The organism is Brachybacterium sp. AOP25-B2-12 (genome assembly GCF_052378625.1).
Taxonomy (GTDB): Bacteria; Actinomycetota; Actinomycetes; order Actinomycetales; family Dermabacteraceae; genus Brachybacterium.
This window is the reverse complement of record NZ_JBQSXW010000008.1, coordinates 83814-107598: the sequence shown is the minus strand read 5'-3', so window position 1 is coordinate 107598 and position 23785 is coordinate 83814. Positions and strand designations below refer to the sequence as shown.

At 73.8% G+C, this 23785-nt stretch carries 21 protein-coding genes and 2 tRNA genes; 11 read left to right on the top strand and 12 right to left on the bottom strand.

Annotation, left to right across the window (positions count from 1 at the left end; all coding sequences use genetic code 11):
* Positions 1 to 12: 12 nt before the first annotated feature.
* The 7 genes from ACT3TZ_RS07955 to ACT3TZ_RS07925 form a co-directional block, all read right to left on the bottom strand.
* Positions 13 to 1287, bottom strand: a complete 1275-nt coding sequence (locus tag ACT3TZ_RS07955) for an LCP family protein (protein ID WP_444582864.1) — start codon at positions 1285 to 1287, stop codon at positions 13 to 15.
* Positions 1284 to 2279, bottom strand: a complete 996-nt coding sequence (trmB, locus tag ACT3TZ_RS07950) for a tRNA (guanosine(46)-N7)-methyltransferase TrmB (RefSeq protein ID WP_444582863.1) — start codon at positions 2277 to 2279, stop codon at positions 1284 to 1286. Before trmB ends, ACT3TZ_RS07955 begins: the two co-directional genes overlap by 4 nt.
* Positions 2269 to 2697: a QcrA and Rieske domain-containing protein gene (locus ACT3TZ_RS07945; protein ID WP_444582862.1), complete on the bottom strand. Its 429-nt coding sequence runs from the start codon at positions 2695 to 2697 to the stop codon at positions 2269 to 2271. Before ACT3TZ_RS07945 ends, trmB begins: the two co-directional genes overlap by 11 nt.
* A gap of 26 nt (positions 2698 to 2723) precedes the next feature.
* Positions 2724 to 3290 (bottom strand): peptide deformylase, encoded by a 567-nt coding sequence (def, locus tag ACT3TZ_RS07940; RefSeq protein ID WP_444582861.1) that lies wholly within the window; start codon positions 3288 to 3290, stop codon positions 2724 to 2726.
* Positions 3287 to 4417 (bottom strand): YihY/virulence factor BrkB family protein, encoded by a 1131-nt coding sequence (locus tag ACT3TZ_RS07935; protein ID WP_444582860.1) that lies wholly within the window; start codon positions 4415 to 4417, stop codon positions 3287 to 3289. The genes def and ACT3TZ_RS07935 overlap by 4 nt, the downstream gene beginning before the upstream one ends.
* Positions 4418 to 4538: 121 nt before the next feature.
* A complete protein-coding gene (locus ACT3TZ_RS07930; protein ID WP_444582859.1) occupies positions 4539 to 7091 on the bottom strand; it encodes a glycoside hydrolase family 65 protein in 2553 nt (850 codons plus the stop codon).
* Positions 7088 to 7876, bottom strand: a complete 789-nt coding sequence (locus ACT3TZ_RS07925; protein WP_444582858.1) for an HAD family hydrolase — start codon at positions 7874 to 7876, stop codon at positions 7088 to 7090. Before ACT3TZ_RS07925 ends, ACT3TZ_RS07930 begins: the two co-directional genes overlap by 4 nt.
* A 235-nt stretch (positions 7877 to 8111) precedes the next feature.
* Here ACT3TZ_RS07925 and ACT3TZ_RS07920 point away from each other — a divergent pair, with 235 nt between their 5' ends.
* The 5 genes from ACT3TZ_RS07920 (at position 8112) to ACT3TZ_RS07900 (ending at position 13964) form a co-directional block, all read left to right on the top strand.
* Complete coding sequence (locus ACT3TZ_RS07920; RefSeq protein ID WP_444582857.1) at positions 8112 to 8819, top strand: SRPBCC domain-containing protein; 708 nt, start codon at positions 8112 to 8114, stop codon at positions 8817 to 8819.
* Between the two features lie 52 nt (positions 8820 to 8871).
* A complete protein-coding gene (locus ACT3TZ_RS07915; RefSeq protein ID WP_444582856.1) occupies positions 8872 to 10350 on the top strand; it encodes an MFS transporter in 1479 nt (492 codons plus the stop codon).
* 88 nt (positions 10351 to 10438) lie between these two features.
* A complete protein-coding gene (locus ACT3TZ_RS07910; protein ID WP_444582855.1) occupies positions 10439 to 11689 on the top strand; it encodes an alpha/beta fold hydrolase in 1251 nt (416 codons plus the stop codon).
* A complete protein-coding gene (locus ACT3TZ_RS07905; RefSeq protein WP_444582854.1) occupies positions 11686 to 12405 on the top strand; it encodes an ABC transporter ATP-binding protein in 720 nt (239 codons plus the stop codon). The genes ACT3TZ_RS07910 and ACT3TZ_RS07905 overlap by 4 nt, the downstream gene beginning before the upstream one ends.
* Positions 12402 to 13964 carry a hypothetical protein gene (locus tag ACT3TZ_RS07900; protein ID WP_444582853.1) on the top strand — a complete coding sequence of 521 codons (1563 nt, stop codon included), beginning with the start codon at positions 12402 to 12404 and terminating at the stop codon, positions 13962 to 13964. The genes ACT3TZ_RS07905 and ACT3TZ_RS07900 overlap by 4 nt, the downstream gene beginning before the upstream one ends.
* 143 nt (positions 13965 to 14107) lie before the next feature.
* On the opposite strand, the gene ACT3TZ_RS07895 is transcribed toward ACT3TZ_RS07900, so the two are convergent.
* The 3 genes from ACT3TZ_RS07895 to ACT3TZ_RS07885 all read right to left on the bottom strand — a co-directional run bounded on the left by ACT3TZ_RS07895 (position 14108) and on the right by ACT3TZ_RS07885 (position 17470).
* On the bottom strand, positions 14108 to 15343 hold the full coding sequence (locus ACT3TZ_RS07895) for an aminotransferase-like domain-containing protein (protein WP_444582852.1): 1236 nt from the start codon (positions 15341 to 15343) through the stop codon (positions 14108 to 14110).
* A gap of 61 nt (positions 15344 to 15404) precedes the next feature.
* Positions 15405 to 15908, bottom strand: a complete 504-nt coding sequence (locus ACT3TZ_RS07890; RefSeq protein WP_444582851.1) for a methylated-DNA--[protein]-cysteine S-methyltransferase — start codon at positions 15906 to 15908, stop codon at positions 15405 to 15407.
* Positions 15905 to 17470, bottom strand: a complete 1566-nt coding sequence (locus ACT3TZ_RS07885) for an Ada metal-binding domain-containing protein (protein WP_444582850.1) — start codon at positions 17468 to 17470, stop codon at positions 15905 to 15907. Before ACT3TZ_RS07885 ends, ACT3TZ_RS07890 begins: the two co-directional genes overlap by 4 nt.
* 150 nt (positions 17471 to 17620) lie before the next feature.
* Here ACT3TZ_RS07885 and ACT3TZ_RS07880 point away from each other — a divergent pair, with 150 nt between their 5' ends.
* A complete protein-coding gene (locus ACT3TZ_RS07880) occupies positions 17621 to 17758 on the top strand; it encodes a hypothetical protein (RefSeq protein ID WP_444582849.1) in 138 nt (45 codons plus the stop codon).
* A gap of 95 nt (positions 17759 to 17853) precedes the next feature.
* Here the strand turns inward: ACT3TZ_RS07880 and ACT3TZ_RS07875 are convergent.
* A tRNA-Gly gene (locus ACT3TZ_RS07875) sits at positions 17854 to 17927 on the bottom strand.
* A 217-nt stretch (positions 17928 to 18144) separates the two neighbouring features.
* Between ACT3TZ_RS07875 and ACT3TZ_RS07870 the strand changes: the two genes are divergently transcribed.
* The 3 genes from ACT3TZ_RS07870 (at position 18145) to ACT3TZ_RS07860 (ending at position 20643) form a co-directional block, all read left to right on the top strand.
* Positions 18145 to 18218, top strand: a tRNA-Pro gene (locus ACT3TZ_RS07870).
* Between the two features lie 87 nt (positions 18219 to 18305).
* The gene (gene tig / locus ACT3TZ_RS07865) at positions 18306 to 19940 is read left to right on the top strand and encodes a trigger factor (protein WP_444582848.1); all 1635 of its coding nucleotides are present in this window, start codon (positions 18306 to 18308) and stop codon (positions 19938 to 19940) included.
* A 157-nt stretch (positions 19941 to 20097) separates the two neighbouring features.
* On the top strand, positions 20098 to 20643 hold the full coding sequence (locus ACT3TZ_RS07860; protein WP_444582847.1) for an AAA family ATPase: 546 nt from the start codon (positions 20098 to 20100) through the stop codon (positions 20641 to 20643).
* A gap of 154 nt (positions 20644 to 20797) precedes the next feature.
* Here the strand turns inward: ACT3TZ_RS07860 and ACT3TZ_RS07855 are convergent, their stop codons facing one another.
* Entirely contained in the window at positions 20798 to 21658 is an 861-nt protein-coding gene (locus ACT3TZ_RS07855) for a C40 family peptidase (RefSeq protein ID WP_444582846.1), read from the bottom strand.
* Positions 21659 to 22267: 609 nt separating this feature from the next.
* Here ACT3TZ_RS07855 and ACT3TZ_RS07850 point away from each other — a divergent pair.
* Positions 22268 to 22915 carry an ATP-dependent Clp protease proteolytic subunit gene (locus ACT3TZ_RS07850; protein ID WP_444582845.1) on the top strand — a complete coding sequence of 216 codons (648 nt, stop codon included), beginning with the start codon at positions 22268 to 22270 and terminating at the stop codon, positions 22913 to 22915.
* 86 nt (positions 22916 to 23001) lie between these two features.
* On the top strand, positions 23002 to 23655 hold the full coding sequence (locus tag ACT3TZ_RS07845) for an ATP-dependent Clp protease proteolytic subunit (RefSeq protein ID WP_444582903.1): 654 nt from the start codon (positions 23002 to 23004) through the stop codon (positions 23653 to 23655).
* Positions 23656 to 23785 lie beyond the last annotated feature (130 nt).

Here is a 23785-nt window from a genome sequence, read left to right as displayed (position 1 = left end):
GGACGGCGGGCCTCAGCCGCCCGCGTGCTGAGCGTAGTACGTCTGCATGTCGTCGTCCTTCAGCGCGGTGCGCAGGACGTCCATGGCCGGTTCATCGGTCGAGACCACGCTCGCACCGCCGCTGGTGGTGGTGGGGTCGCCGTGCGGCACGGCCAGGTAGTGGATGTCGCCCGACCGCACCTCCCGCAGGTCCCAGGCCAGGCGCGCGATCGCCGAGGGGGTCAGCGAGCTGTCGACCGTGAGGAACGGAGAGACGACGTCGACGATGTCACGGACCTTCCCCGGGGAGGAGAACGTGTCCCCGGAGATGATCTTGCCGAGGATCGCCGAGAGCAGGGCCTGCTGGTGGCGGTTGCGGGCGAAGTCTCCCTCGGCGAGCTGCTTGCGCTGACGGACGAAGGTCAGGGCCGTGGCGCCGTCCATGTGCTGGACGCCCGCGGTGAACTGGATCCCGTCGCCCTCGAAGCTCTGGTCGACGACGACGTCGACCCCGCCGAGGGAGTCGACGAGCCCCTGGATGCCGTCGAAGTCGATGAGCGCGACGTGGTCGATCGGGACGCCCGTGTAGGCCGAGACGGTCTCGGTGGCCAGCGGGACGCCGCCGTATGCGAGCGCCGCGTTGATGCGGTCTCGGCCGTGGCCGGGGATCTCGACGTCCAGGTCGCGCGGGAACGAGATGACGTGCACGGAGCGTCGGTCCTCGCTCACGTGCACCAGCATCATCACGTCCGAGCGCTGGCCGACGACGCCCTCGGCCTGGGCCGCCTCCGGATCGCGCCTGTCCGATCCCAGCAGCAGGTAGTTCGCGCCGCCGCCGCGCGGCAGGGTGCTCGTGGGCACGGCGACGCGGGTGGCCTGCGAGGTGAAGGCGTTCTGGAGCGAATAGATGTACCCCCCGACGGCGACGCACCCCGCCAGGACGAGCGCGCCGACCACCGAGAGGGCGATGAGCGCACGGCGCCGCCGACGCCGCCGACGGGCGGTGATGGCCGCGGGGGAGGAGTCCTCCTCGAAGCCGTCGAGCGGATCGTCGAGCGGATCGTCGTCCTGGTCCTGGTCCTGGTCGTAGTCGTGGCCGCGACCCTCGTCGAGGTGCTGTGCCGGCTCCTCATCGATCGTCGACGTGGAATCCTCAGCAGGGCGTGCCGCGCGGCGGCCATGGCCCGAGGCCGCTGCATCGGAGGGAACCTCGAGCCGCGCCGCGTCGTGCGTCGACGGCTCGGACCCGGTCCCGTCGCCTGCGTTCGGGAGGTCGTCGTCCGCGCCGCGGCGGCGTCGGCCGGTCATGGCCGCTCTCCGTCATCGGGATCCCGGTCCTGGGGGTTCGGATCCCCGGATGTCCGGTGCCCGGGCATCCGGGTCGCAGGTGTCGGGTCCCCGGGCGTCCCGTCGTCCGACGAGCGGCCCGCGGACGCTCCGTCCCCCTGCGTCCCGCGGGCCCGGTACGCGAGGTCCCACACGAGGCGTCCGGCCTCATGCGCCTTGCGCTCGAAGTTCGTGAGCACGCGGCCCTCGAAGCGGGGTGCCCAGCCGGTGCGCGGCTGCCCCTGGGGCACGGGGTCCGAGGCGGTGCCCGCAGGGCGCGGGCCGTCGGGATGGAGGTTCTCCAGGCGCGGGTCGGCGTCGAGGACCGTGCGCATGCGCCCGGCGTACTGCGCCCAGTCGGTGGCCAGCCGCAGCACGGCCCCCGGGGCCAGCAGCGGGGCGACCGCATCCAGCAGCGGCGGGGAGACCAGGCGTCGCTTGTGGTGCTTGTTCTTGTGCCAGGGGTCGGGGAAGAACACCCACAGCTCGTGCACCGAGGCCTCCGGGAGCAGCACGGGCAGTGCACGGAGGGCATCCAGGACGACGAGGCGCACGTTGTCGGGGGCACCGGCCGCCTCGATGCGGGCCAGCGTCTGGGCCAGGCCCGGGACGTAGACCTCGAAGGCGAGGTGGTCGCGCGCAGGGTCCGCGGCCGCGGCCGCGGCGATGTTCTCGCCCTGTCCGCTGCCGATCTCGACGACCAGCGGCGCCCGGCGCCCGAAGACCTCGGCGAGGTCGAGCCGGGAGCCGGGTGCAGGGACGGTGTCGTGGGCGCCCTCGGGCACGTCCAGCACCCAGCGATCGTGTCCGCGGTCCCAGGCGTCCTGACGGCCGGGGCTCAGACGCGATCCACGCCGCACGAAGGAGACGACCTCACGGCGGCTCCGGGCGGGGGAGGTCGTCGGACCCTCGGGGATCGGCGCGGTCGGCGCATCGGCCCGTGCCGCCGTCGCGGACCCTGGCTCAACCGACACGGCGCACGTCCTCCCCGTCGATCTCCACCTCGACGCCCGGCAGGTTCGTCGTGGCCGGACCCTGGAGCACGGCGCCCGTCGTCGCGTCGAACCGCGAGCCGTGGCACGGGCAGTCGAGCTCGTCGCCCTCGTGGGACACGGCGCACCCCTGGTGCGTGCAGTACGCGGAGAACGCGGTGAGATCATCGCCCGCGCCGCGCACGATCGCGACGAAGGGACGCTGGCCGCCGAAGTTCACGAGGGTGGTCGCGTTCTTGGGGAGCTGGTCGAGCGCGACGACGCCCTCGGTGGCCTCGACGCGGTCCGCGGAGCCGAACCCCTCACCGGCCGGCCCGCAGGCGCTCAGGGCGCCTCCGGCCCCGGCTCCGAGGCCGAGCAGGGTGAGGGCGTGGCGGCGGGACAGCGGAGCGGGTTTCACCGCGCCAGGCTACCGCTCCACCCTGATCAGACGGTGTCCTGCGTGAGCTCCCGGGGGTCCCACGTGAGGCGTCCGGCACGGCGCCACCCGCGGTCCCGCACCGCGTCCAGTGCGGCCCGGCGCCGTGCGGGGGTGAGGCGATCGAGATAGAGCCGTCCGTCGAGGTGGTCGACCTCGTGCTGGAGGCAGCGGGCGAGCACGCCGCCCTCGTCGGCGATCTCGACCGGGCGGCCCTCCAGATCCGTGCCGCGCACCCGTGCCCCGCGGTGCCGCGCGGTGGGGAAGCCCTCGCCGGGCAGCGAGAGGCAGCCCTCGATCGTCCCCTCGTCGAGCTCGAGGGCCCCGGCGCGCTCGAGCACGGGGTTCAGGACGTGGCCGCGGCGCATCCGACCCTCGGCATCCGGGCACGCGTACACGAAGACCCGCCACCGCGCGCCGACCTGGGGCGCCGCCAGGCCTGCGCCCTCGGCGGCGTCGTTGGTGTCCAGGAGGTCCTCGACGAGGGCGTGCAGCTCGGGGGTCACCTCGCGGACCCGCCGGGCCCTCTGCTCGAGGGCGCGGTGGCCGATCATCGTGATGGGGCGGACGGTCATGGGGACGTGTGCTCCGGATCCGTGGTGGGAGGTGCGGTGGGCTCGGGCTCGTGCTCGGGGTCGGGGGCGGCGGCGAGGATCGCGCGGCGGCTGCGACGGCCCGGGCTGACGGCCAGCAGGGAGCCCTCCTCGACCACCCAGGGGGATCGCGGTCCCGTGAGCGGCGCACCGGCCCGGGCCGCCTCGGCGACCTCCCGGCCGAGCTGCTCGTCCTGGGCGGTCGCCGCCGCCAGGGCGTCGAGGGCGTGCGTGGTCTGGGGCTCCAGGACGAGGTGGTCCCAGGCGGGCAGCCCCAGCGCGAGCTGCCGGGCCCGGAGGACCTCGGCGTCCAGGGCGGCGCCGGCGAGCACCACGATGTTGGCCAGCCACAGCATGACCAGGATCCCGATCACGCCGTTGAGGGCGGGCAGGATCTCGGCGACGCGGCCGGCGAGCGCCGCCACGCGTCCGATCACGAGGGCCGCGCAGAACAGCACGAGCACGCTGAGCACAGACCCCAGGGTCAGCACCCGGTACCGCGGCAGACGCACGTTGGGGAAGAGGTGGAAGGCCAGGGACACGCACAGCATCAGCAGGGTCAGCAGCACCGGCCATTTGACGACGTTGAAGGTCTGGACCGCGGTGCGGGGGATCCCCACCAGCTCGCCGAGGCGCTCGGACCAGTCGCCGCCGACGGTCACCACGAGCGTCGAGAGGACCACCACCAGCACGAGCACGACCGTCTCGCCGAGCACCACCAGGCGGAAGCGCACGAAGGACCGGCCCTCGCGGGTGTCGTACACCCGGTGCAGGGCCCGGTGGAAGGCGGCGACGCCGTTGGACGCGGAGACGAGCGCACCGATCGTGCCCAGGGCGAAGCCCGGCAGCCCGCCGCCCGTCGAGGCCAGGGACACGATGGTGCGGGCGTACGGTCGCGGGTCCACCGCCGGGAAGATCTCCGAGACCAGCTCGCCGATCGTGTCGACCGTCTGCTCCTGCAGGCCCAGCAGGCTCACCAGCGAGACCATCGCCACGGCCGCCGGGAGCACCGACAGCAGCGTGTAGAAGGTCATGGTCCCCGCGACGTCCCAGACCTGGATGTCGAGCATGCGGGCCGCGACCCGCCGCAGCACCAGCAGGGCGCTCATCCGGGGCCGACGGAGGGTGACCTCCGGCCGGGGTCGGCGAGGGCGCCGGTCACGGCGGCTCAGGAGGGATCGGGGACCGGGCATCGACGGGTGGGCGGGATCGCGGATCGGGGCGGGACGGTCAGGCGGGGGAGCCGGGCGTGACGGGGAACTCCCACGGGGAGTCCGGGTCGGGGACGTCCGAGGTGATGATGGAGCCGTCGGCGCGGTGGGCGCCTACGCCCTGGGGGTCCTCCAGGCGATCGGCGTCCAGGACCGGGCCCTGGTCGGCGAGCGCCACCTCGACGCCCTCGGCGGTCACGCGCACGCGCTCACCGCGGACGCCGACCTCGAGCTCGGCGCCCTTCTCGAGGACCAGCCGGATCGCCGTGCGCCCCAGCGTGACCCGCACGCGGGAGCCGCGGACGGTCAGCGGGAAGACCAGCTCGGTCCAGTCCGCGGGCAGGCGCGGATCGAAGGTGATGTCGCCGTCCTCGTGGCGCATGCCGCCGAAGCCCTCGACGAGGCAGTTCCACACGCCGCCCGCCGAGGCGATGTGCACGCCGTCGGAGGTGTTGTGGTGCAGGTCCGCGAGATCCACGAACAGCCCGTCCAGGAAGTACTCCATGGCCTTGGACTGATGGCCCACCTCGGCCGCGATGATCGACTGCACGACCGCCGAGAGCGTCGAGTCCCCGGTGGTGATCGAGTCGTAGTACTCGAAGTCCTTGAGCTTCTGCTCCTGGGAGAACTCCGATCCCCGCAGGAACAGCGCCAGCACGACGTCGGCCTGCTTGAGGACCTGGAAGCGGTAGATCACCAGCGGATGGAAGTTCAGCAGCAGGGGGAAGGCGTCGTCGGGGGTGTTGGCGAGGTCCCAGACCTCTCGGTCCAAGAAGCGGTCGTCCTGGGGGTTGATGCCCTGGGCCTCGTCGAAGGGGATGTACATCCCCTCGGCGCACGCCTCCCATTCGGCGGGTTCCCGCTCGTGCAGCCCCAGGTCCTCGGCGAGCTCCTGGTACCCCGCGGGATCGCGGCGGCGCAGGTCCTGCACGGCGCGGGCGGCCCGCTGGAGGTTGTAGCGGGCCATGACGTTGGTGAACAGGTTGTTGTTGACGACGGTCGTGTACTCGTCGGGCCCGGTCACCCCGTGGATGTGGAACGAGCGGTGGGCGTTGTGGCGCCAGAACCCCAGGTCCGCCCACAGCCGTGCCGTCTCGACGAGGATCCGCACGCCGTCGCGGTCCTCGAAGCCCTGGTCGCCGGTGACGTCGACGTAGGTGGACACCGCATAGGAGACGTCCGCATCGATGTGGTACTGCGCGGTGCCGGCCGCGTAGTAGGCCGAGGCCTCCTCGCCGTTGATCGTGCGCCAGGGGAACAGCGCGCCGCGCTGGGTCAGCTCGCGGGCCCTCTCGCGGGCCCGCGGCAGCAGGTTCACCCGGAATCTCAGCGCGTTGCGGGCCCACTGGGGGCTGGTGAAGGTGAGGAACGGGACGACGTAGATGTCGGTGTCCCAGAAGTAGTGCCCCTCGTAGCCGGAGCCCGTGAGGCCCTTGGCGGGGATCCCTGCCTGATCGGCCCGGGCGGCCGCCTGCGCGAGCTGGAACAGGCACCAGCGCACGGCCTGCTGGATCGACTCCTGGCCGGGGATCACGACGTCCGTGCGCTCCCAGAACGCGGCGAGCGCGTCGTGCTGCCGCTGCTCGAGCTCGGCGAAGGTCGTCTGGCGCACCCGGTCCAGGGTGCGCCGGCAACGGTCGAACAGCTCCCGGTTGGGCAGCGAGCGTGAGGAGTGGTACGCGACGGCCTTGCGGATCGTCACGGACGAGCCGGCGTGCATGTGGGCCCGCATCACCAGGCGTCCCTGGTCTGCGGTGGTGTGCATCAGCCGCTCGACGTCGAGGTCCGACTCGATCTCGTGCTCGGCGCCGACCGCGAGGGTCATCCGCGAGCGGGCGGTCCGGTAGCCCAGGAGCATCCGGCGCTCGCTGTTCCAGTGGCCCTGGGGCTCGAGCACCCGATGGGTGAACGTCGTGGTGCGGCGCGGATCGGCCTTCTCCCCGGGGGAGGGCTCCGGGGCGGTGGAGGTGTAGTCGGTGGACGCGGAATCCGCGTCGCGGGTCCCGAACTCGTCCGTCATGTCCTGGCGGTTGATGACCTGGGAGGAGACGACGACGGGGGCGCTGCCCTCGAGCATCTCCACCTCCATGGTCATCAGCGCGAGGTGGCGCTCGGTGAGGGAGACCATGCGGCTGGACCGCACCCGCACCCGGCTGCCCGAGGGCGTGCGCCAGATCAGGTCGCGGCGCAGGACGCCCTCGCGGAAGTCGATGTGGCGCTCGTAGGACTCGATGTCGGCGGTGTCCAGCAGCAGCGGCTCGTCGTCGACGTAGAGCTTCATGACGGTCGCATCGGGGACGTTGACGATCGTCTGCCCCGTCTGGGCGAAGCCGAAGGCGGACTCGGCGTGGTTGATCTGCCAGGTCTCGTGGAAGCCGTTGATGAAGGTGCCGTGCTCCTCGGCCGGACGCCCCTCCGGGGGCGTGCCCCGCATGCCGAGGTAGCCGTTGGAGACGGCGAAGATCGACTCGAGCATCCCGCGGTCGGCGCCGGGACGCGCCTCGACGAGGCGCCACGGGTCCACGGGCAGGTGGAGGCGGTCGACGGGATCGGTGCCCGCGTGGACCCTCATGCCTCGGCCCCGGCCTCGTGCGCAGGATCGAGCAGGTCGACGAGGTCATCGACGACGATGCTCGCACCGGCGTCGGCGAGCGCCGCGTGGCCGACCCCGCGGTCCACGCCCACGACGGCCCCGAAGGCTCCCGCGTGTCCCGCGCGCACCCCGGACACGGCGTCCTCGTAGACGACGGCGCGGGCGGCGGGGACGCCGAGGCGCTCGGCGGCGACGAGGAAGGTGTCGGGGGCGGGCTTGCCGGGGATGCCCTGGTCCGCGGCGACGTTGCCGTCCACGATCGTCGCGAAGCGGTCCTGGAGGCCGGCGCCCCGCAGCACCTCCTCGGCGTTGCGGGAGCTCGAGACGACCGCCAGGGCCGCGTCGGGGCCCAGCGCGTCGAGGTAGGCGACGGTGCCGGGGTAGGGAGCGACGCCGTCCTCGCGGATCATCGCCAGCACGAGGTCGTTCTTGCGGTTGCCGAGCCCGCAGACGGTCTCCGTCTCGGGGGAGTCCTCGGGTGCGCCCTCCGCCAGCTCGATGCCGCGGGCCCGGAGGAGCTCGCGCACCCCGTCGTAGCGGGGACGCCCGTCGACGTGCGCGTAGTAGTCGGCATCGGTGTAGGGCTCCTCGACGCCGTGGGCACGGAAGAACGCGGAGAACATCTCGTCCCAGGCACGCATGTGGACCAGGGCGGTGGGGGTGATCACACCGTCGAGGTCGAACAGGTGGGCGTCGAGATCCTGGGGCCGCCGCGGGTCGTGCGGCGTGCGGGAGTCCTGAGGGCGGTGCTGGTTGTCCGTCACGCCCGCCATGGTAGGGGAGACGGTGCCCGACCACGTGCTCGGAGCTGTGGTCGCCGGGCGCGCCCACGGGTAGGCTCGTGCCGATGGCACCGGCGTGGCCCGACAGCACGCACGGACGTGCCGAGACCTCCCACCGCGGATCCCGTGCGGGAACCGCAGACCAGGCTCCGCCCAGGAGCCGGCGAGCCCCATCCCTGCGCGCGAGGCGACCTCGCGGGAACCCCTGAGGAGTCCCATGACCGTGACCACGCCGCCGGTGCGCCCGGTCGCACCGCTCGCCACCCCCGATGGGGTCGACGCCGTCCGGCGCGGCGTCGAGCTCGAGCGGGTCGACGGCGCCGTACGGGTCGAGACCACCCTGACCACGACGCTCGGCGACCAGCCCGCCCGGATCTGGCCGCTCCTGACCCGCGGACCGCGGCTCGCGCGCTGGTACGGCCCGGTCACGGGGCACCTCGTCGAGGGTGGGGACTTCTCCACGATCGCAGGAGCGCACGGGCGGATCCTCGAGGTCGAGGCACCGCACCGGCTGCACCTGACCTGGGAGTACGCGGAGAACGTCGATGATCTCCAGCTCGCCCTGGATCCCCAGGACGACGGCATGAGCGAGTTCCGCCTGGTCCACCGCGGGGACGTCCCGGAGGAGATCTTCGCCCAGTACGGACCTGGCGCGATGGCGATCGGCTGGGACATCGCGGTGCTGGGCCTGGCGGCCTACACCCATGGCTGGGACGGGCTGCGCCTGGAGATCCCCACCCCGGGACCCATCTGGCTGGCCTCGCCCGAGGGTGCGGCATGGGTCCGCGCCTGGTCGATCCGCTGGGCCGCGGCCTCGGTCGCGGCGGGCACGGACGACGAGGAGGCGCGTCGCGCCGAGATCGCGACGACCCGTGCCTACGGCGTTCCCGTCGGCGACGACGCCGACCCGCGCACCACCGTGTGAGCCCCGCCGGGGATCCTTGCCCCGGCTCACGATCCGGTGCCAGGGTTGCCCGGTGACACACACCCCCTCCCGCAGCGCCCCTGCCGGGTCGCTCACAGCAGGACAGATGGTCCGTCGCCTGGCGCCCTCGGTGTACGTCCCCACGGTCCTCGAGTCCGCCGGCGAGATGGCGCTGCTGCCCGTCATCCCCCTGCTCGCCCTGCGCCTGGGGTTCTCCGAGTCCGCGGCGGCGGCCCTCACGATCATCGCCGGGATCGGCGCGGTCCTCGGCCCCGTGCCCGTGGGACGCCTCATGATCGCCGTCGGCGCCCGGCGCGCCATCGTGACCAGCGGCGTGCTGCTGACGCTGGCCAACGTCGCGGCGCTCGTGATCCTGCCCGGAGGGCTCGACGGGAGCCCCGAGCACGTCCACCGGGTCGCCCTCGTGGTGCTGCTCGTGATCATGGCCGCCACCAGCCAGGTCTGGTCGCTGGGACGGCAGTCGTACCTGGGGACCGAGCTGCCCACCCACCTGCGGGCCCGAGGGATGACGACCTTCGGCGGCATGATCCGCGCCGGGCAGGTCGTGGGCCCGCTGCTCGGGGCGATCGTGCTGGCGCTGGGCCACGAGGCCTGGGTGTTCGGCCTGTTCGCCGTGCTCGCGGCGTCGGCGACCCTCATGGTGGCGCTGTTCATGGTGCCCGGGGAGGGATCGGGACGTCCGCTCCCCGGGCACCGGGAGCATCCCGCCACCTCGGCCGAGGCCGAGATCGACGTCGGTGCGGTGACCGGCGGCGACACGCCCGGCGAGTTCGAGGCGGAGGTCGCCCGCACCGCCGCCGCCGCGGCCCCCGAGCTGCCTCCCGATCCGCCCGGGCCCACCGGCCGCGCCGTGCTCGCGAAGATGCTCTCGGTGGGCCTCGGGGTCACGCCGATCGTCATGGGCCGCATCAACCGCCCCGTCATCGTCCCGCTGCTCGGCGCGGCCCTGGGTCTGGACTCGCTCTCGGTGTCGATCGTCTTCGGCATCGCCGCGGTCGTCGAGATCATCATGTTCGTGCCCGCCGGGACCGTGATGGACCGCCGGGGCCGGGCCGCCGTCGCCGTGCCCTGCTCGCTCGTGATGGGCGCGGGCTACGTGCTGCTGGCCGTGCTCGCCCCCACCCTCGGCGGCGGCTCCTACCTCGCGGCGCTCGCGGCGCTCGTCGTGCCCTGCATGCTGATCGCCGTGGGCAACGGCCTGGGCTCGGGGATCGTCATGACGCTGGGCGTCGACGTCTCGCCCGAGCGGGGCCGGACCCGCTACCTCGCCTGGTGGAACACGGTGATCGGCGTGGGGCGCCTGACCGCCCCGCTGCTCGTCTCGGCCATCACGCTCGTGGCGCCCGTCGCCGTCGCCGGCGCCGTCTCCGGCGCGCTGTGCCTCGCGGGCGCCGGCTGGCTGGCGCGGGTGCTGCCGGGACTCACGCCCGAATCCGGCGGACCCGGGGCCGGCACCCGCCCGGGGGCACCATCCCCCGAGGGGTCCTCCCCGCCGGATCCCCGAGGGTGATCTGCCAGGGGACGCGCGTGGACCGCGACGTAGCATGAGCGCGCCGCCCGCCCGGGCGCGCACGTGTCCGACGGGGGAGGAGCAGCCCGTGCACAGCACCCCTGGTCCCGTGCGCCGCATCCGAGCCCATGCTGGCCTGCACCACCTGCGGCGTCCCGCCACCGCGGACGCCCCGGCCTTCGACCTCGCCTATCTGCGGGAGCGCCCCGGGATCGGGCCCGTCGTCCTGATGATCCCCGGTGGCCCGGGCATCGCCGTGCCCCTGCCCTACCGCGGGGTCCGTCGTCGGGCCACCCGCGCGGGCCTGGACGTGATCATGGTCGAGCACCGTGGCGTCGGCCTCTCCCGGCACGACCTCGCGGGGGAGGACCTCCCGGCCGCCGCCGTCACCGTCGCCCAGGTGGTCGAGGACCTGCGCGCCGTGCTCGATGCCGAGGGCATCGACCGGGCCCTCGTCTCCGGCTCCTCCTACGGCGCCTACGTCGCCGCGGCCTTCGCCGTGAGCCACCCGGAGCGGCTGCGCGGCCTCGTGCTGGACGCCCCGGTGCTGGGCGCCCAGGACTTCGCCACGGTGCGCGAGCACGCCCGGGCGCTGCTGTGGTGCGGCGACGCCCCGGGCATCGACGCCGCCACCGCACGGGTCGCCGCCAAGATCAGGACGCTCGTGCAGCGCGATGGGGTCGACCCCCTCCCGCTGGGCGCCGAGGTGCTCCCGCTGTACAACCTGGGCGGCGCGCAGCTGGTCGAGCGCTTCCTCGACCAGCTGGTCGTCGGCCGCGCCCCCCTGACCTCCCGGGCGCTCGGCATGGCCACGGCGGGCGGCAGCGCCGGCACCCGCGTGCCCCACCTGCTGGAGACCGATCTCGTGGCGCCCATCGCCTACGGCGAGCTGCGGTTCGCGTCCCCCGTGGACGGGAAGATCTTCGACCCCGGGCTCACCCTCGGCGCCGACGACGCCCCACCCTTCACCGGCGAGAGCTTCGACCTCGACTCCCAGCTGACGGGCGTGACCTGCCCCGCCGTCGTGCTGTGCGGCGACCAGGATTTCACCACCCCGCTGCCGATCGCCCGCCGGGTCGCCGCGGACCTCCCCGAGGCCACGCTCGTCGTCCTGCCGGGGCACGGGCACTCCGCGCTGGACGCCCGCCCGAACGTCCTGCTGGCCGCGATCCGCGCCCTGGACCGCGGCCGGCAGCGGGAGCTGCCCGCCCGAGCCCGCCGTCTCGTCGCCGAGGGCGGCGGCGGCCCGACCTCCCTGTTCCTGCCCGCCGTCCGCGCCCTCCTGGCGCTGGACCGCCTCCTGCGCCCGCGAGGACGCACCCCGAGAGGACTCCGATGACCCCAGCCGCCGCGAACCGCCGCAGCGCCCGCTCCACCGCACCGCGCACGGAAGGCGGGAGACCCCCGGCCTCCGGGTCCGCACCCGCCATCCGCTTCCGCGACGTCGCCGTCCTGCGGGACGACATCCTCATGCTCGACGGCGCCACCGGCACCGTCGCCGTCGGCGAGATCCTCGCGCTGACCGGCTCCAACGGCTCCGGCAAGACGACGCTGCTGCGTGTCCTGGCGGGGATGCTCGCCCCCAGCGACGGCACGGTGGAGGTGTGCGGGCGCGCCCCGGACGACCGGGACCGTCGGTTCCGGGCGAGCCTGGCGGCGCTGATCGGCCCGCCGCAGACCGCGCGGGACCTCACGATCGACGAGCACCTGCGGTTCATCGCCGCCACCTGGGGGGCGACCTCGGCCGCCGCGACCGAGAAGGCGGAGGGGCTGCTGGAGGCCCTCGACATCGGCCCCCTCGCCCGGCGCTACCCGCACGAGCTCTCGAGCGGCCAGTCGCAGCTGGTCGGGATCGCCCTGACGCTGGCCCGACCGTCCGACGTGCTGCTGCTGGACGAGCCCGAGCAGCGCCTGGACGCCGACCGCCTGGGGCTCGTCATCGAGCTGCTGCGCGAGCGGGCCGCCGGCGGCACCGCGGTCGTCCTGGCCAGCCACAGCCCGCGCCTGGTCGACGAGGTCGCAGGCCGCACGCTGCACCTGACGGGCGAGGTATGACCGCCGACGCGGGCCTCGACCGCGACGGCGCCGCGGGGATCGGCGCGGCCTCGGAGGTCTGGCGCGCCCGATCCGGCGCACGGACCCGGGGCGACCTCGCCTACCTCGTCTACCTCGTCGTCATGGTGGTGCTGATCCTCGGCGCCCCCGTGATCGGCTTCACCTCCGCCTCGCTCGCGCGCCCCGACGTGCTGGTCCACCTGCGCGCCGAGAACGCGGCCCCGATCCTCAGCGGCGCCTGGCTGGCGCTGTGCGCCGCCCTCGTGCTCGCCGGGGCCGTGCGCGGTCCGGCCGTCCTCACGCTGTTCTTCACCGCGACCCTCGCCTCCTCCGCGATGCCGCGCTGGCGCGCGCTCGCACGGCCCTTCGTGCGCTCGGCGCTCGCGACGACCATGGCCGCGGGCGCCCTGGCGGTGCTGGTCGGCGGGACCCTCGAGGCCGCCGGCACCGCGAGCACCGGGGAGGTCGTGCTCCTCGTCGTCGCGGCGCTCGGTGCGGGGCTGCTGGCCGCGGCGGCCTGGCTGATCGGGGAGGCCGCGACCGCCGCGGTGCGACGTCTCGCTGCACTGGGCCTGGTCGCGGCCGGGGTGGCGCTCGCCGGGCTGCCCGCGCTGGGCCTGCCGGTGCTCGGCCCCGGGGCGACCTACCCGCCGCACGCCTCGCCGGCGTGGGCGTTCGGCCTTCTCGGAGCGGGGCTCCTCGCCTCCGTGGCCGCCGTGCGTCTGCTGGACCGGGTGCGCGGGGACGTGCTCCGCGAGCAGGCGGGCCGCTGGGAGAGCGCGACCGTCATGGCCTCGACGGGAGACCTCGCGGGCGCCGCCGGGTCCTTCCGCACCCCGCCGTCGGCGGGTCGATCCCTGCCCGTGGTGCGCGTCCCCGCGCGTCCCGGGTCGTGGTCGACGGTGCGCCTGTACGTGCGCCGGGACCTCCTGGCGCTCGGTCGCAGCCCCGAGCGCACCATCGTGGGGGCCCTCGCCTGCGCGCTCGCCGGTGCGACCCAGGCCGCGGCCTTCGACGTGACCGGCCCGATCAGCTGGGTGCTCGTGGGCGTCGGCTCCCTGGTGCTGTGGGCCGCGAGCGGCGCCGTCACCGAGGGGATCCGGCACGCCGTCGCGACCCTCGGGTCTCCTGGGCTGTTCGGCCAGAGCGCGGAGCGCCAGGTGCTGCTGCACGCGGTGGTGCCGCTGCTCCTGGTCACCGTGGGCACGGGGCTCGGAGCGGTCGCGGTCACGGCATCGGTGGGAGCCGCCGCGACGGCGGCGATGCTCGTGCTGCCGCTGGTCCTCGCGCCGCTGCTGGTGGTCGGTCGGGTCCGCGACGCCGCGAAGGGGCCGATGCCGCTGCGCCTGACCATGCCGATGCCGACCCCCGCCGGGGACTCCTCGGTGTTCCCGATGCTCGCGTGGCAGGCGGACGCGCTGCTGCTCGCGCTCGCCGCGGGCCTGGCCCTGCGGCTGGCCCTGGGCGCGAGCGCCCTCGCCGTCGTCGTGGTGGTGGTGATCGCCGCGGCGGTCTTCGTCCTCGGGGCCCGTTCGCGGTTCGGGGCGCTGCGGCGCTGAGGTGCGACGCCTCGCGCCGTCCCGAGGCCGTCCCGCACCACCTGCGCCTGGGCCGGCGTGGACGACCGCGCGGCCGGACGCGCTCGGATCCGCGCGGCGCGATGCGCCCGGAACCGCGTGGGTGCCCGCGCGGCGCGATGCGCTCAGACCCGCGCGGAGACCCCGTCGGCCCGCTCTGCGTGCGTCGCGATGACCTCCCCGAGGCGCCCCACGGCGTCGGCGATGACCGCGGGCGCGTGGGTGACGTAGGACAGCCGCATCGTCGAGCGGTCCGGGTCCTCCGCGTAGAACGACCAGCCCGGCAGGTACGCGACCCCGGCGGCGACGGCATGAGCCAGCATCGCCTGGGCATCGATGCCGTGGCCCAGCGACGCCCACAGGAACATGCCGCCCTCGGGGCGGGTGACGTGCGCGCCCGCGGGCAGGACCGGCGCGATCGCCGTCGCCATCGCGTCGCGGCGCTCGCGGTAGACGCCGCACACCCGCGCGACGTGCGCGTCGAGGTCCTTGGACGCGAGGTATCGGGCCACCGTCAGCTGGTCCACGACGGAGGACTGCATGGAGATCGCAGCCTTGGCGACCGCGAGGGTCCCCAGCACCGCGCCCTCGCCGCGGATCCAGCCGATCCGCACGCCCGGGCTCATGAGCTTGGACATCGAGTGCAGCAGCAGGGTCTGGGCGGACATGGCGCCCAGCGAGGCGATGGGCGGGCACGGCTCCCCGGAGAAGCGCAGGTCGCCGTACGGGTCGTCCTCGACGAGCACCGTCGCGGTGCGTTCGAGCACGGCGGCCACGGCGCGGCGACGGTCGAGGTCCATCGTGCGGCCGGTGGGGTTCTGGAAGGTCGGGATCAGGTAGACGAGCTTGGGGTGGTGCGTGCGGATCGCCCGGTCGAGCGCGTCGGGCAGGACGCCGCCGTCGTCGGTGTCGACGCCGATCACGCGGGCGCCGTGGACGGCGAAGGCCTGGACGGCCGCGAGATAGGTGGGGGACTCCACGAGCACGACGTCGCCGGGCTCCAGCAGCGCCTCGGCGATCACGAACAGCGCCTCCTGCGACCCGGAGGTGATGCGGATCTGCTCGGCGCTCGTGGGCAGGTGGCGCGCGACGCGCAGGGCCGCCTGCTCACGCAGCTCGGCCTCGCCCTCGCTCACGCCGTACTGGAGGGCGCGGCGGCCCTGGTGGGAGAGCACCCAGTCGTAGCAGTCGCGGACGTCCTCGAGCGCGAAGAGCTCCGGATCCGGGATGCCGCCGGCGAAGGAGACGACGTCGGTGCGGGCGGCGAGGGCGAAGATGTCCTTGAGCGGGGAGGATGCCATGCCCGCGTAGCGGGTGGCGACGGGGAAGCGGAACGGCGGCTGCTCGGGATGCTCGGACATGAGCACCATCGTCCCACGGACCGGGATGATCGGTACGGAGGCCCGGGTCGCGGCCGATCGCTCAGGCGAGGGCGACGCCCTCGAGCACGAGCAGGGCGCGCTTGGTGTCGATTCCTCCCGCATAGCCCGTGAGCTCGCCGGTCGAGGAGACCACGCGATGGCAGGGGACGACGACCGACAGCGGGTTGGTGCCGACCGCCCGGCCCACGGCCTGCGCGCCGCGGGGGCTTCCGAGCTCACGGGCGATCTCGCCGTAGGTGGTGACGGCGCCACGGGGGATCGTGGCCAGGCGCGCCCACACCCGCGCCTGGAAGGCCGTGCCCTCGGGCGCCAGGGGCAGATCGAACTCCTCCCGGCGCCCCGCGAGGTAGTCGACGAGCTGGCATGCGGCCTCGACGAGGACCGGGTGCTCGGGGGCCTCCGCCCCCAGGCGTTCCGCGCGTGGGAAATGGGCCTGGTCGCGGCGCCAGATGCCGGTGAGCGCGTCGCCGCGGGCGGCGATCACGTAGGTCCCGAGCGCGGTCGGGACGGTGGTGTGGACGGGGGCAGGTGCGGGTGCGGTCATCGGGGGTCCTCACGGGGGGTGCTCGGGGCGGTCGTCGTGGGCAGGGTCGAGGTGGATTCGGCGGCTGGGGTGCGCCTGGTGCTCGGAGTGCCGATCGCCGCGGCGTGGTGCCAGAGGTGCATGACGGCGTAGCTGCGCCATGGCGCGGCGGTGCGCAGCAGGCGATCCAGCGCCGGGAGATCGTCGGCGAGTCCGAGGTCCCGTGCGGCGGCCAGCAGGGCGACATCGCGGGAGGGCGCGACGTCGATCGCGCGGGCGCCGCGCAGCAGCGCGTAGTCCGCGGTCCACGGGCCGATACCCGGCAGGGCCAGCAGGGACGCTCGCAGGACATCGACCCCGAGCGCCTCGTCGGGCACGGCCGGCACCGCCGTCGACAGCGCCCGCCGCCGGGCACCGGGTCCGCGGAACCAGTCCTCGGCGTGCTCGGCGGCCGTGAGCGGATCCACCGGGAGCCGTTCGACGCCGTCCGCGACGAGCGCGGCGGGCAGGGCCTCCGAGAGCAGGTCCGTGGCGCGGACGATCTGGTCGCGGGCCTGCAGTGCGGTGATCTGCTGCCCGGTGATCGCCCACAGCAGGGCCTCGGCGAGCGAGGGTGTCCCGGGAAGGCGCACGCCCGGCCGCGCCTGGACCAGCGGCGCCAGCGCGGGCATCACCTCGAGGAGACCCGTGTCGATGCCGAGCGGGTCGGCGTCGAGGTCCAGCAGGCGGCGTGCCAGGGCGACGGCCGCCGGCACGTCCCGCACGTCGGACAGGTGCAGCAGGAGGGGCAACGGCCCTTCGGGGACACCCAGGTCCACCGAGAGGACCCCGGGACCGCGAGGAAGGCGGACGGCGCGGGTCCACCGGGTTCCCCGGAGCTCCTCGACGCCCGGGACGGCGCGGCGTGCGAACCAGTCGACGAGCCCGGCGCCGTCGAAGGGCCGTCGCACTGCCAGGCCCAGCCGCAGCTGCGCCGCATCGGTGTCCGCCCCCAACGGACGCTCGTCCGCCGGGACGGCGCGGCGGCGCGCCCTGACCACCGAGGGGGCATGCCCGTAGGTGCGGACGAAGGTGTCGTGCAGCTGGCGCTCCGAGCCGAAGCCGGCCGCGTACGCCACGACTGACAGCGGCAGGTCCGAGCCGACCACCAGCTCGTGCGCGCGGCGGGCCCGGGCGACCCGGGCGTGGGTGAGCGCGCCGGCCCCCGTCGCGCCGACGAGGGCGCGGTGCAGGGTGCGCGGGGAGACGAGCAGCCGATGGGCGAGCTCGGTCACCCCGGAGCCGTCCAGGGCGCCCGCCTCGATCAGCCGCAGGGCCCGGGCGGCGAGCGATCCCGCGGGGTCGGCATCGGGGGAGCCGGGCGGCGCCGCGGGACCGCAGCGCTTGCATGCCCGGAAGCCCGCCTCGATCGCGGCGGCCGCCGAGGGCGCGAAGTCGACCGAGGACCGCTGCGGGGTTCGGGCCGGGCACGAGGGGCGGCAGAAGATCCCCGTCGTCCGCACGCACGTGAAGAACACGCCGTCGAAGCGGGCATCCCGAGCCCGGATCGCCGCGTAGCGCTCATCGTCCGTGAGAGGTTCCATGGATCCAGTCAAACGCATCCCGACCTGGGGCACCAGCGGGAATCGGCCATCGCGACGGGCGTGGGGCACCTGGAGCGGAGCCGGCTCGCGCAACCCGCCACCGCGGCAGGCGCGACGGAGAGCGGCACGCAGCGCGGACACGCGATCGGCATGGCCGTCCTGGCCGCACGGGTCTCGGACAGCCGGGCCATGCAGGATCCGCCCGCCCGCATCGAGGTCCGGGCCGACTGCCCGGGCTGCGGGAACAACGTCTCCTCCTGGGAGATCGGGCGCTCGCCTCCGGGCTGACCGCAGGCCCTGGGCCGGCGGAGCTTGCGTGCCGCGTGCCTGCGCCGCCGACACGAACGCCCCCGATGCTCTCATCAGGGGCGTACGTGTGTCGGTGGAGCGGATGACGGGAATCGAACCCGCGTGATCAGTTTGGAAGACTGAGGCTCTACCATTGAGCTACATCCGCGTGACCTGCACCGACGGTGCCCAGCACCGTATCGGGGAGAGGTCGCCCGGCCCTGCGGCGCACGGAGCGCCCACCGGTCGAGCAGGTCCATTGAAACAGATGCGCGCGCCGAGGTCCGCATCGGGCGTCTTCCCGGGGCGATGAGCCGGGTCACAGGGGGCCCGGCCGCGATCAGGCGTGCGGGGCGCGACCGGGTAAGCTCGGGAGGGTTGCCCTCCGGGGTGTAGCTCAGGTTGGTAGAGCGCCCGCTTTGGGAGCGGGAGGTCGCAGGTTCAAATCCTGTCATCCCGACCCGTCATCGCCGCGGTGCTCACCGAGCGCCCGGGGTCGGCGACCGAACAGACATCCGACATCAATGTGCACCAGGGAGTCCCGCCCGTGAAGACCACTGCCGAGAAGCTCAGCCCCACCCGGGTCAAGCTCACCGTGGACGTTCCGTTCGAGGAGCTCAAGCCCTCGATCGAGAAGGCCACGAAGAAGCTCGCCGATCAGGTGCAGATCCCCGGCTTCCGCAAGGGGAAGGTGCCCGCGAAGCTCCTCGAGCAGCGCGTGGGCCGACCCACCATCCTCCAGGAGGCCGTCAACGAGGGCCTCCCGGAGTTCTACCAGCAGGCCGCGGCCGAGGCGGAGCTGCGTCCCGTGGGCCGCCCCGAGGTCGAGGTCACCGAGGTCCCCGGACTCGACGGCTCCGAGGATGGCTCGCTCGTCTTCGTCGTCGAGCAGGACGTGCGCCCCGAGTTCGAGCTGCCCGACCTGGCGACCTACGAGGTCGAGATCGAGGAGCCCACCGTCGACGACGACGCCGTGCAGGTGCGCCTCGACGCGCTCCGCGAGCGCTTCGGCACCCTCGTGGGTGTGGACCGCCCCGCCCAGGACGGCGACTTCGTCTCGCTCGACATGGTCGCCACGATCGACGGCGAGGAGATCGAGACCGTCGAGGGCGTCTCCTACCGCATCGGTGAGGGCAACATGCTCGAGGGCCTCGACGAGGCGCTCGACGGGCTCTCTGCCGGTGAGACCACGACGTTCACCTCCAAGCTCGCCGGTGGCGACCGCGCCGGCGAGGAGGCCGAGGTCAAGGCGACCGCGCAGTCCGTCAAGGTGCGCGAGCTGCCCGAGGCCGACGACGAGTTCGCCGAGCTCGCCTCGGAGTTCGACACGATCGAGGAGCTCAGGACCGATCTGCAGGAGCAGGCGCAGAAGGATGCCGAGGGCAACCGTGTGGCCCTGGCCCGCAACGCCTTCCTCGACAAGCTGATCGCCGACCTCGAGATCCCGCTGCCCGAGCAGCTGGTGACCGATGAGATCAACGCCCACCTCGAGAACGAGGGCAAGGCCGAGGGCGACGCCCACGGCGAGGAGATCCGCGAGGACACCGAGCGGGCGATCCGCACGCAGTTCATCCTCGACGCGCTCCTGGAGATCCGTGAGGTCCAGCTCGAGCAGGACGACCTCATGAGCTACATGACCCAGCTCGCGGCGTCCTACAACATGGACCCCAACCAGTTCCTCCAGGTCCTGGCGCAGTCCGGTCAGATCGAGTCCGTGTTCGGCGAGGCGCAGCGCGCGAAGGCCCTCGACGTGGCCCTGGCCGACGTGATCGTCAAGAACGCCGCGGGCGACATCCTGGACCTGGGACTGGCGGCCGAGACCGACGGCGCCGACGAGGCGACCTCCGAGGATGCGGACGCCGAGGCGGCTCCTGCCGTGAAGGCCCCCGCCAAGAAGGCTCCGGCGAAGAAGGCCCCCGCCAAGAAGGCTCCGGCGAAGAAGGCCACGGCCAAGAAGGCTGACGACGCCGAGGCCGCTGAGCCCGCGGCCGACGCCGAGGTGGCTCCTGCGAAGAAGGCGCCGGCCAAGAAGGCTCCGGCCAAGAAGGCTCCCGCCAAGACCGCGGCCGCGGCCGAGGCGGCCGCCGAGACCGAGAAGGCTCCCGCCAAGAAGGCTCCGGCGAAGAAGGCCCCCGCCAAGAAGGCCGCGGCGGCCGAGGAGAAGGTCGCCGACGAGAGCTGATCCCTCCGTTCGCACGCACAGCGGGCCGTCGTCCTCCGGGGCGGCGGCCCGCTGTGCGCCGTGCGGCATGATCCGGTGCTGCCGGATCCTGCCGGACCCTGCCGGGCACCGCGCCGAGCGTCCGGCAGGACCTCCGAACCCCCTCTACTCTGATCCGATGACGAGCGACCCCGGGTGCGGATACGACGCGGTGTGGATCAACGGGAGCGTCGGGGCGGGAAAGAGCACGACCGCCGAGGCGCTGGCGGCGGTGTTGGAGCGGCGCGGCGTCCCCGGAGCGCTGATCGATGTCGACGCGCTCCGTCGGCGCTGGCCCACCTCCCGGGCGGACCCGTTCTCGACGTCGGTCGCGACCCAGAACCTGCGCGCGGTGTCCTCGACCTTCCGCGCCCACGGGGCGGAGGTGATGGTGGTCGCGGGCGTCATCGAGGATCCGGAGGACGTGGCACGCCAGACGGCCGCCCTGTCCGCGCAGCGACTGCTCCTCGTGCGACTCGTCGTCGATCCCGCCGTGGCCGCGCGGCGGCTCGACGCGCGGCATCCCGACGATGCGGAGCGGCGCGCCTGGCATCGTCGCCGCCACCCGGAGCTCGCCGCGGTCCTCGCGGGGGTGGGCTTCGCCGACGAGCTGGTGCTGGACACCACGGTCGAGTCACCGCAGCTCGTCGCCGAACGCATCGCCGAGGCGCTCCGCGCCGCGTGATCGGCACGGCCCGTCAGGCGCGCGGTCGACGTTCCAGGCGCCGGGTGGTGCGCGCCCGGGGTCCAGAGGTGACGTTGCCCCCGGGGGCGGCGAAGGCCCCGATCCCTGTGCGGGGATCGGGGCCTTCGTGCGACAGTCCCTGAGGTGCTCGGCCTCAGCGGAAGGTGCGGAAGCTGGGGCTGCCCCAGATCGAACGCTCGGAGACGGAGCCCTTGGAGCTGCCCGCGTCGACGACCTTGCCGTTGCCGGCGTAGATCGCCACGTGGCCGGGCCACACGACGAGGTCGCCCGGCTGCGCCTCGGACTGCGAGATGCGCTTGCTGGCGGCGGCCTGCGCGCCGGAGGTGCGCGGGATGCTGATGCCGGCCTGGGCGTAGGCCCACTGGGTCAGGCCCGAGCAGTCGAAGCCGCTGCCGGGCTTGCTGCCCCGGTTGACGTAGTTGACGCCGATCTGGGTGCGCGCGGAGCCGAGGATGCCGCTCGTGGAGGAGCCCTCGGAGGAGGAGGACTTCGAGGAACCCTTGGACGAGGACTTCGAGGTGGGGGCCTCGACGGCCTTGCCGCCGCCGCCGTTGAGCGAGCCGCGGGTCTCCGAGCCCACGCGGCCGTCGACCTTGAGGCCGTTGGCGCGCTGGTAGTCGCGGACGGCCGAGGACGTGCGGGGGCCGTAGACGCCGTCGACCGCGAGGCTCGCGCCGTTGGCGTTCAGGGCGCTCTGCGTCGCCGAGACGCGGTCGCCGGCCGAGCCGCGTGCCAGCACCGCACCCGAAGGCACGGCGGTCTTGGCCGTGGTGGGGGCCGCGACGGCGGGGATCGAGACGGCCGGGGCGGCCTGCGCGACGGCGGCCTTGGGGGCGGCCGGGGCGGCGTTGACCGGAGCGGCCTGAGCGGTGGCGAGGCCACCGATCATCACGGAGCCGACGATCGCGGCACCGCCGGCGCCCTTGAGGGCGAGGGTGGGGTTGATCGGGGTGACTGCGCGGCCTGCTGCGCGGTGCGAGTTGTGGTGAGCCATGGTGAGCTTGTGTTCCTTCCGGTCCTCCGGGCCGCGGGGCGGGGTGTCCGGGGACTGTCGCTGTTTCTTCTCGTCTGGGCCGGCGATGCTTCTCGAGCGAGGAGTGTGTCCGAAAGGGCAGCTCAGGCTTCGTCGGTGCATCCACCGTAGGAGGGCGGGGGCGGTGGGCACCAGCCGCTTGGACAGGCCGGGCCGTGGACTTGACCAAAACTTGAGGGAACAACGCCGCAGGTCATGACTGCGAGTCGGGGGTTTACCGTGTAAAGGGGCTTCGGGGTGCCCCACGACACGTCATTCCTCCGCGACCACCCATGGGACGAATTGGACAAGTGGGGCGAAGCGCTTTCCGACCTCGGGGAACGCGCTCTCCCCGGGTCCCGGGCAGATGACCGCCCACCGTTGCGTGCGCCCCGCCCCGCTCCTCCCGCCACGCTCCTCCCGTCACGCCGTCCGGCGATCCGTGCGCCGGGCAGAGGGCAGGGCGTCGCGGTGGGCCCTGCGCTCCGGGCGCCGTGGGGGATGCGCCCGCGGCGAACAGCGCGCCCGGCCGTCGGCGCCACCGCCTAGAGTCGAGGACATCCACGATGACATCTCGAAGGAGCACCTTCCGTGACCTCGCAGACCGACCGGCCGCGCGCCGCCCAGTCCGATTCCCTCATGGGCCTCGATGACAACGTCTACCAGCGCCTCCTGCGGGAGCGGATCGTCTGGCTGGGCAGCGACGTGCGCGATGACAACGCCAATGCCATCTGCGCCAAGCTCCTCCTCCTCGCCGCCGAGGATCCGGAGAAGGACATCTACCTCTACATCAACAGCCCCGGCGGCTCGATCACCGCGGGCATGGCCATCTACGACACGATGCAGTACATCCAGCCCGACGTCGTGACCGTCGCGATGGGCATGGCCGCCTCGATGGGGCAGTTCCTGCTCTCCTCGGGCACCAAGGGCAAGCGGTACGCGACGCCCATGACGCGCGTGCTCATGCACCAGCCCCTCGGCGGGCTGGGCGGCACCGCCTCGGAGATCAAGATCCAGGCGGATCTCATCCTCTCCATGAAGAAGCAGATGGCCGAGCTCACGGCCGAGCAGACCGGCAAGAGCATCGAGCAGATCATCGCCGACGGCGACCGCGACCACTGGTTCACGGCCACCGAGGCGCTCGAGTACGGCTTCATCGACCGGATCGTCACCCGGGCCGACGACGTCTCCGGCGGCGGCGGCACCGAGTCCGGCCCGACCGGCAGCAGCGAGGCCTGAGCGCCCCGCGCGCCAGGCCCCAGCCCCCAGACATCCGAGACCTCCAAGGAGCACCCGTGACCTTCGACCCCCATTCCCTCGGCGCCATGCCCGTAGCGCAGGCGGGCCCCATGCCCACCTCCCGGTACGTCCTCCCGCAGTACGAGGAGCGCACCGCCTACGGCTTCAAGCGCCAGGACCCGTACACCAAGCTGTTCGAGGACCGCATCATCTTCCTCGGCGTGCAGGTGGACGACGCCTCCGCCGACGACGTGATGGCCCAGCTGCTCGTGCTCGAGTCCCAGGACCCGGACCGCGACATCACGCTGTACATCAACAGCCCCGGCGGCTCCTTCACGGCGCTGACGGCCATCTACGACACGATGCAGTACATCAAGCCCGACATCACCACGGTGTGCCTGGGCCAGGCGGCCTCCGCGGCGGCCGTGCTGCTCGCCGCGGGCTCGCCCGGCAAGCGCCTCGCGCTGCCCAACGCCCGGATCCTCATCCACCAGCCCGCCATGGGCGGCGAGGGCGGAGGCGGCCAGGCCTCGGACATCGAGATCCAGGCCAACGAGATCCTCCGCATGCGCGAGTGGCTCGAGGACACCCTGGCCCACCACACCGGCCGCGACAAGGCCGGGATCAGCCGCGACATCGAGCGTGACAAGATCCTGACCGCACAGGGCGCCCTGGACTACGGTCTGGTGGATCAGGTCCTCGCCTCGCGCAAGGAGACCCGTCCGAAGCTCCAGCGCTGAGGGCATCGCCCCGTCGGCGGGAGGGGGCGCGCATCGCACCGGGTGCGGCGCGCGTCCCCTCCTCCCCGCCGCGGGGCGGGTAGGTTGTTCCCCGCGGCACGTGCCGCACCGGCCCACGGGCCGCAGCCCC

What these genes read in the sequence shown, in the direction of transcription:
- ACT3TZ_RS07955 (WP_444582864.1), bottom strand. Translation starts at nt 1,287, where the DNA reads ATGACCGGCCGACGCCGCCGCGGCGCGGACGACGACCTCCCGAACGCA.
- def (WP_444582861.1), bottom strand. Translation starts at nt 3,290, where the DNA reads ATGACCGTCCGCCCCATCACGATGATCGGCCACCGCGCCCTCGAGCAG.
- ACT3TZ_RS07935 (WP_444582860.1), bottom strand. Translation starts at nt 4,417, where the DNA reads ATGAGCGCCCTGCTGGTGCTGCGGCGGGTCGCGGCCCGCATGCTCGAC.
- ACT3TZ_RS07930 (WP_444582859.1), bottom strand. Translation starts at nt 7,091, where the DNA reads ATGAGGGTCCACGCGGGCACCGATCCCGTCGACCGCCTCCACCTGCCC.
- ACT3TZ_RS07920 (WP_444582857.1), top strand. Translation starts at nt 8,112, where the DNA reads ATGACCGTGACCACGCCGCCGGTGCGCCCGGTCGCACCGCTCGCCACC.
- ACT3TZ_RS07905 (WP_444582854.1), top strand. Translation starts at nt 11,686, where the DNA reads ATGACCCCAGCCGCCGCGAACCGCCGCAGCGCCCGCTCCACCGCACCG.
- ACT3TZ_RS07900 (WP_444582853.1), top strand. Translation starts at nt 12,402, where the DNA reads ATGACCGCCGACGCGGGCCTCGACCGCGACGGCGCCGCGGGGATCGGC.
- ACT3TZ_RS07895 (WP_444582852.1), bottom strand. Translation starts at nt 15,343, where the DNA reads ATGTCCGAGCATCCCGAGCAGCCGCCGTTCCGCTTCCCCGTCGCCACC.
- ACT3TZ_RS07890 (WP_444582851.1), bottom strand. Translation starts at nt 15,908, where the DNA reads ATGACCGCACCCGCACCTGCCCCCGTCCACACCACCGTCCCGACCGCG.
- ACT3TZ_RS07885 (WP_444582850.1), bottom strand. Translation starts at nt 17,470, where the DNA reads ATGGAACCTCTCACGGACGATGAGCGCTACGCGGCGATCCGGGCTCGG.
- ACT3TZ_RS07880 (WP_444582849.1), top strand. Translation starts at nt 17,621, where the DNA reads ATGGCCGTCCTGGCCGCACGGGTCTCGGACAGCCGGGCCATGCAGGAT.
- ACT3TZ_RS07860 (WP_444582847.1), top strand. Translation starts at nt 20,098, where the DNA reads ATGACGAGCGACCCCGGGTGCGGATACGACGCGGTGTGGATCAACGGG.
- ACT3TZ_RS07855 (WP_444582846.1), bottom strand. Translation starts at nt 21,658, where the DNA reads ATGGCTCACCACAACTCGCACCGCGCAGCAGGCCGCGCAGTCACCCCG.
- ACT3TZ_RS07845 (WP_444582903.1), top strand. Translation starts at nt 23,002, where the DNA reads ATGCCCGTAGCGCAGGCGGGCCCCATGCCCACCTCCCGGTACGTCCTC.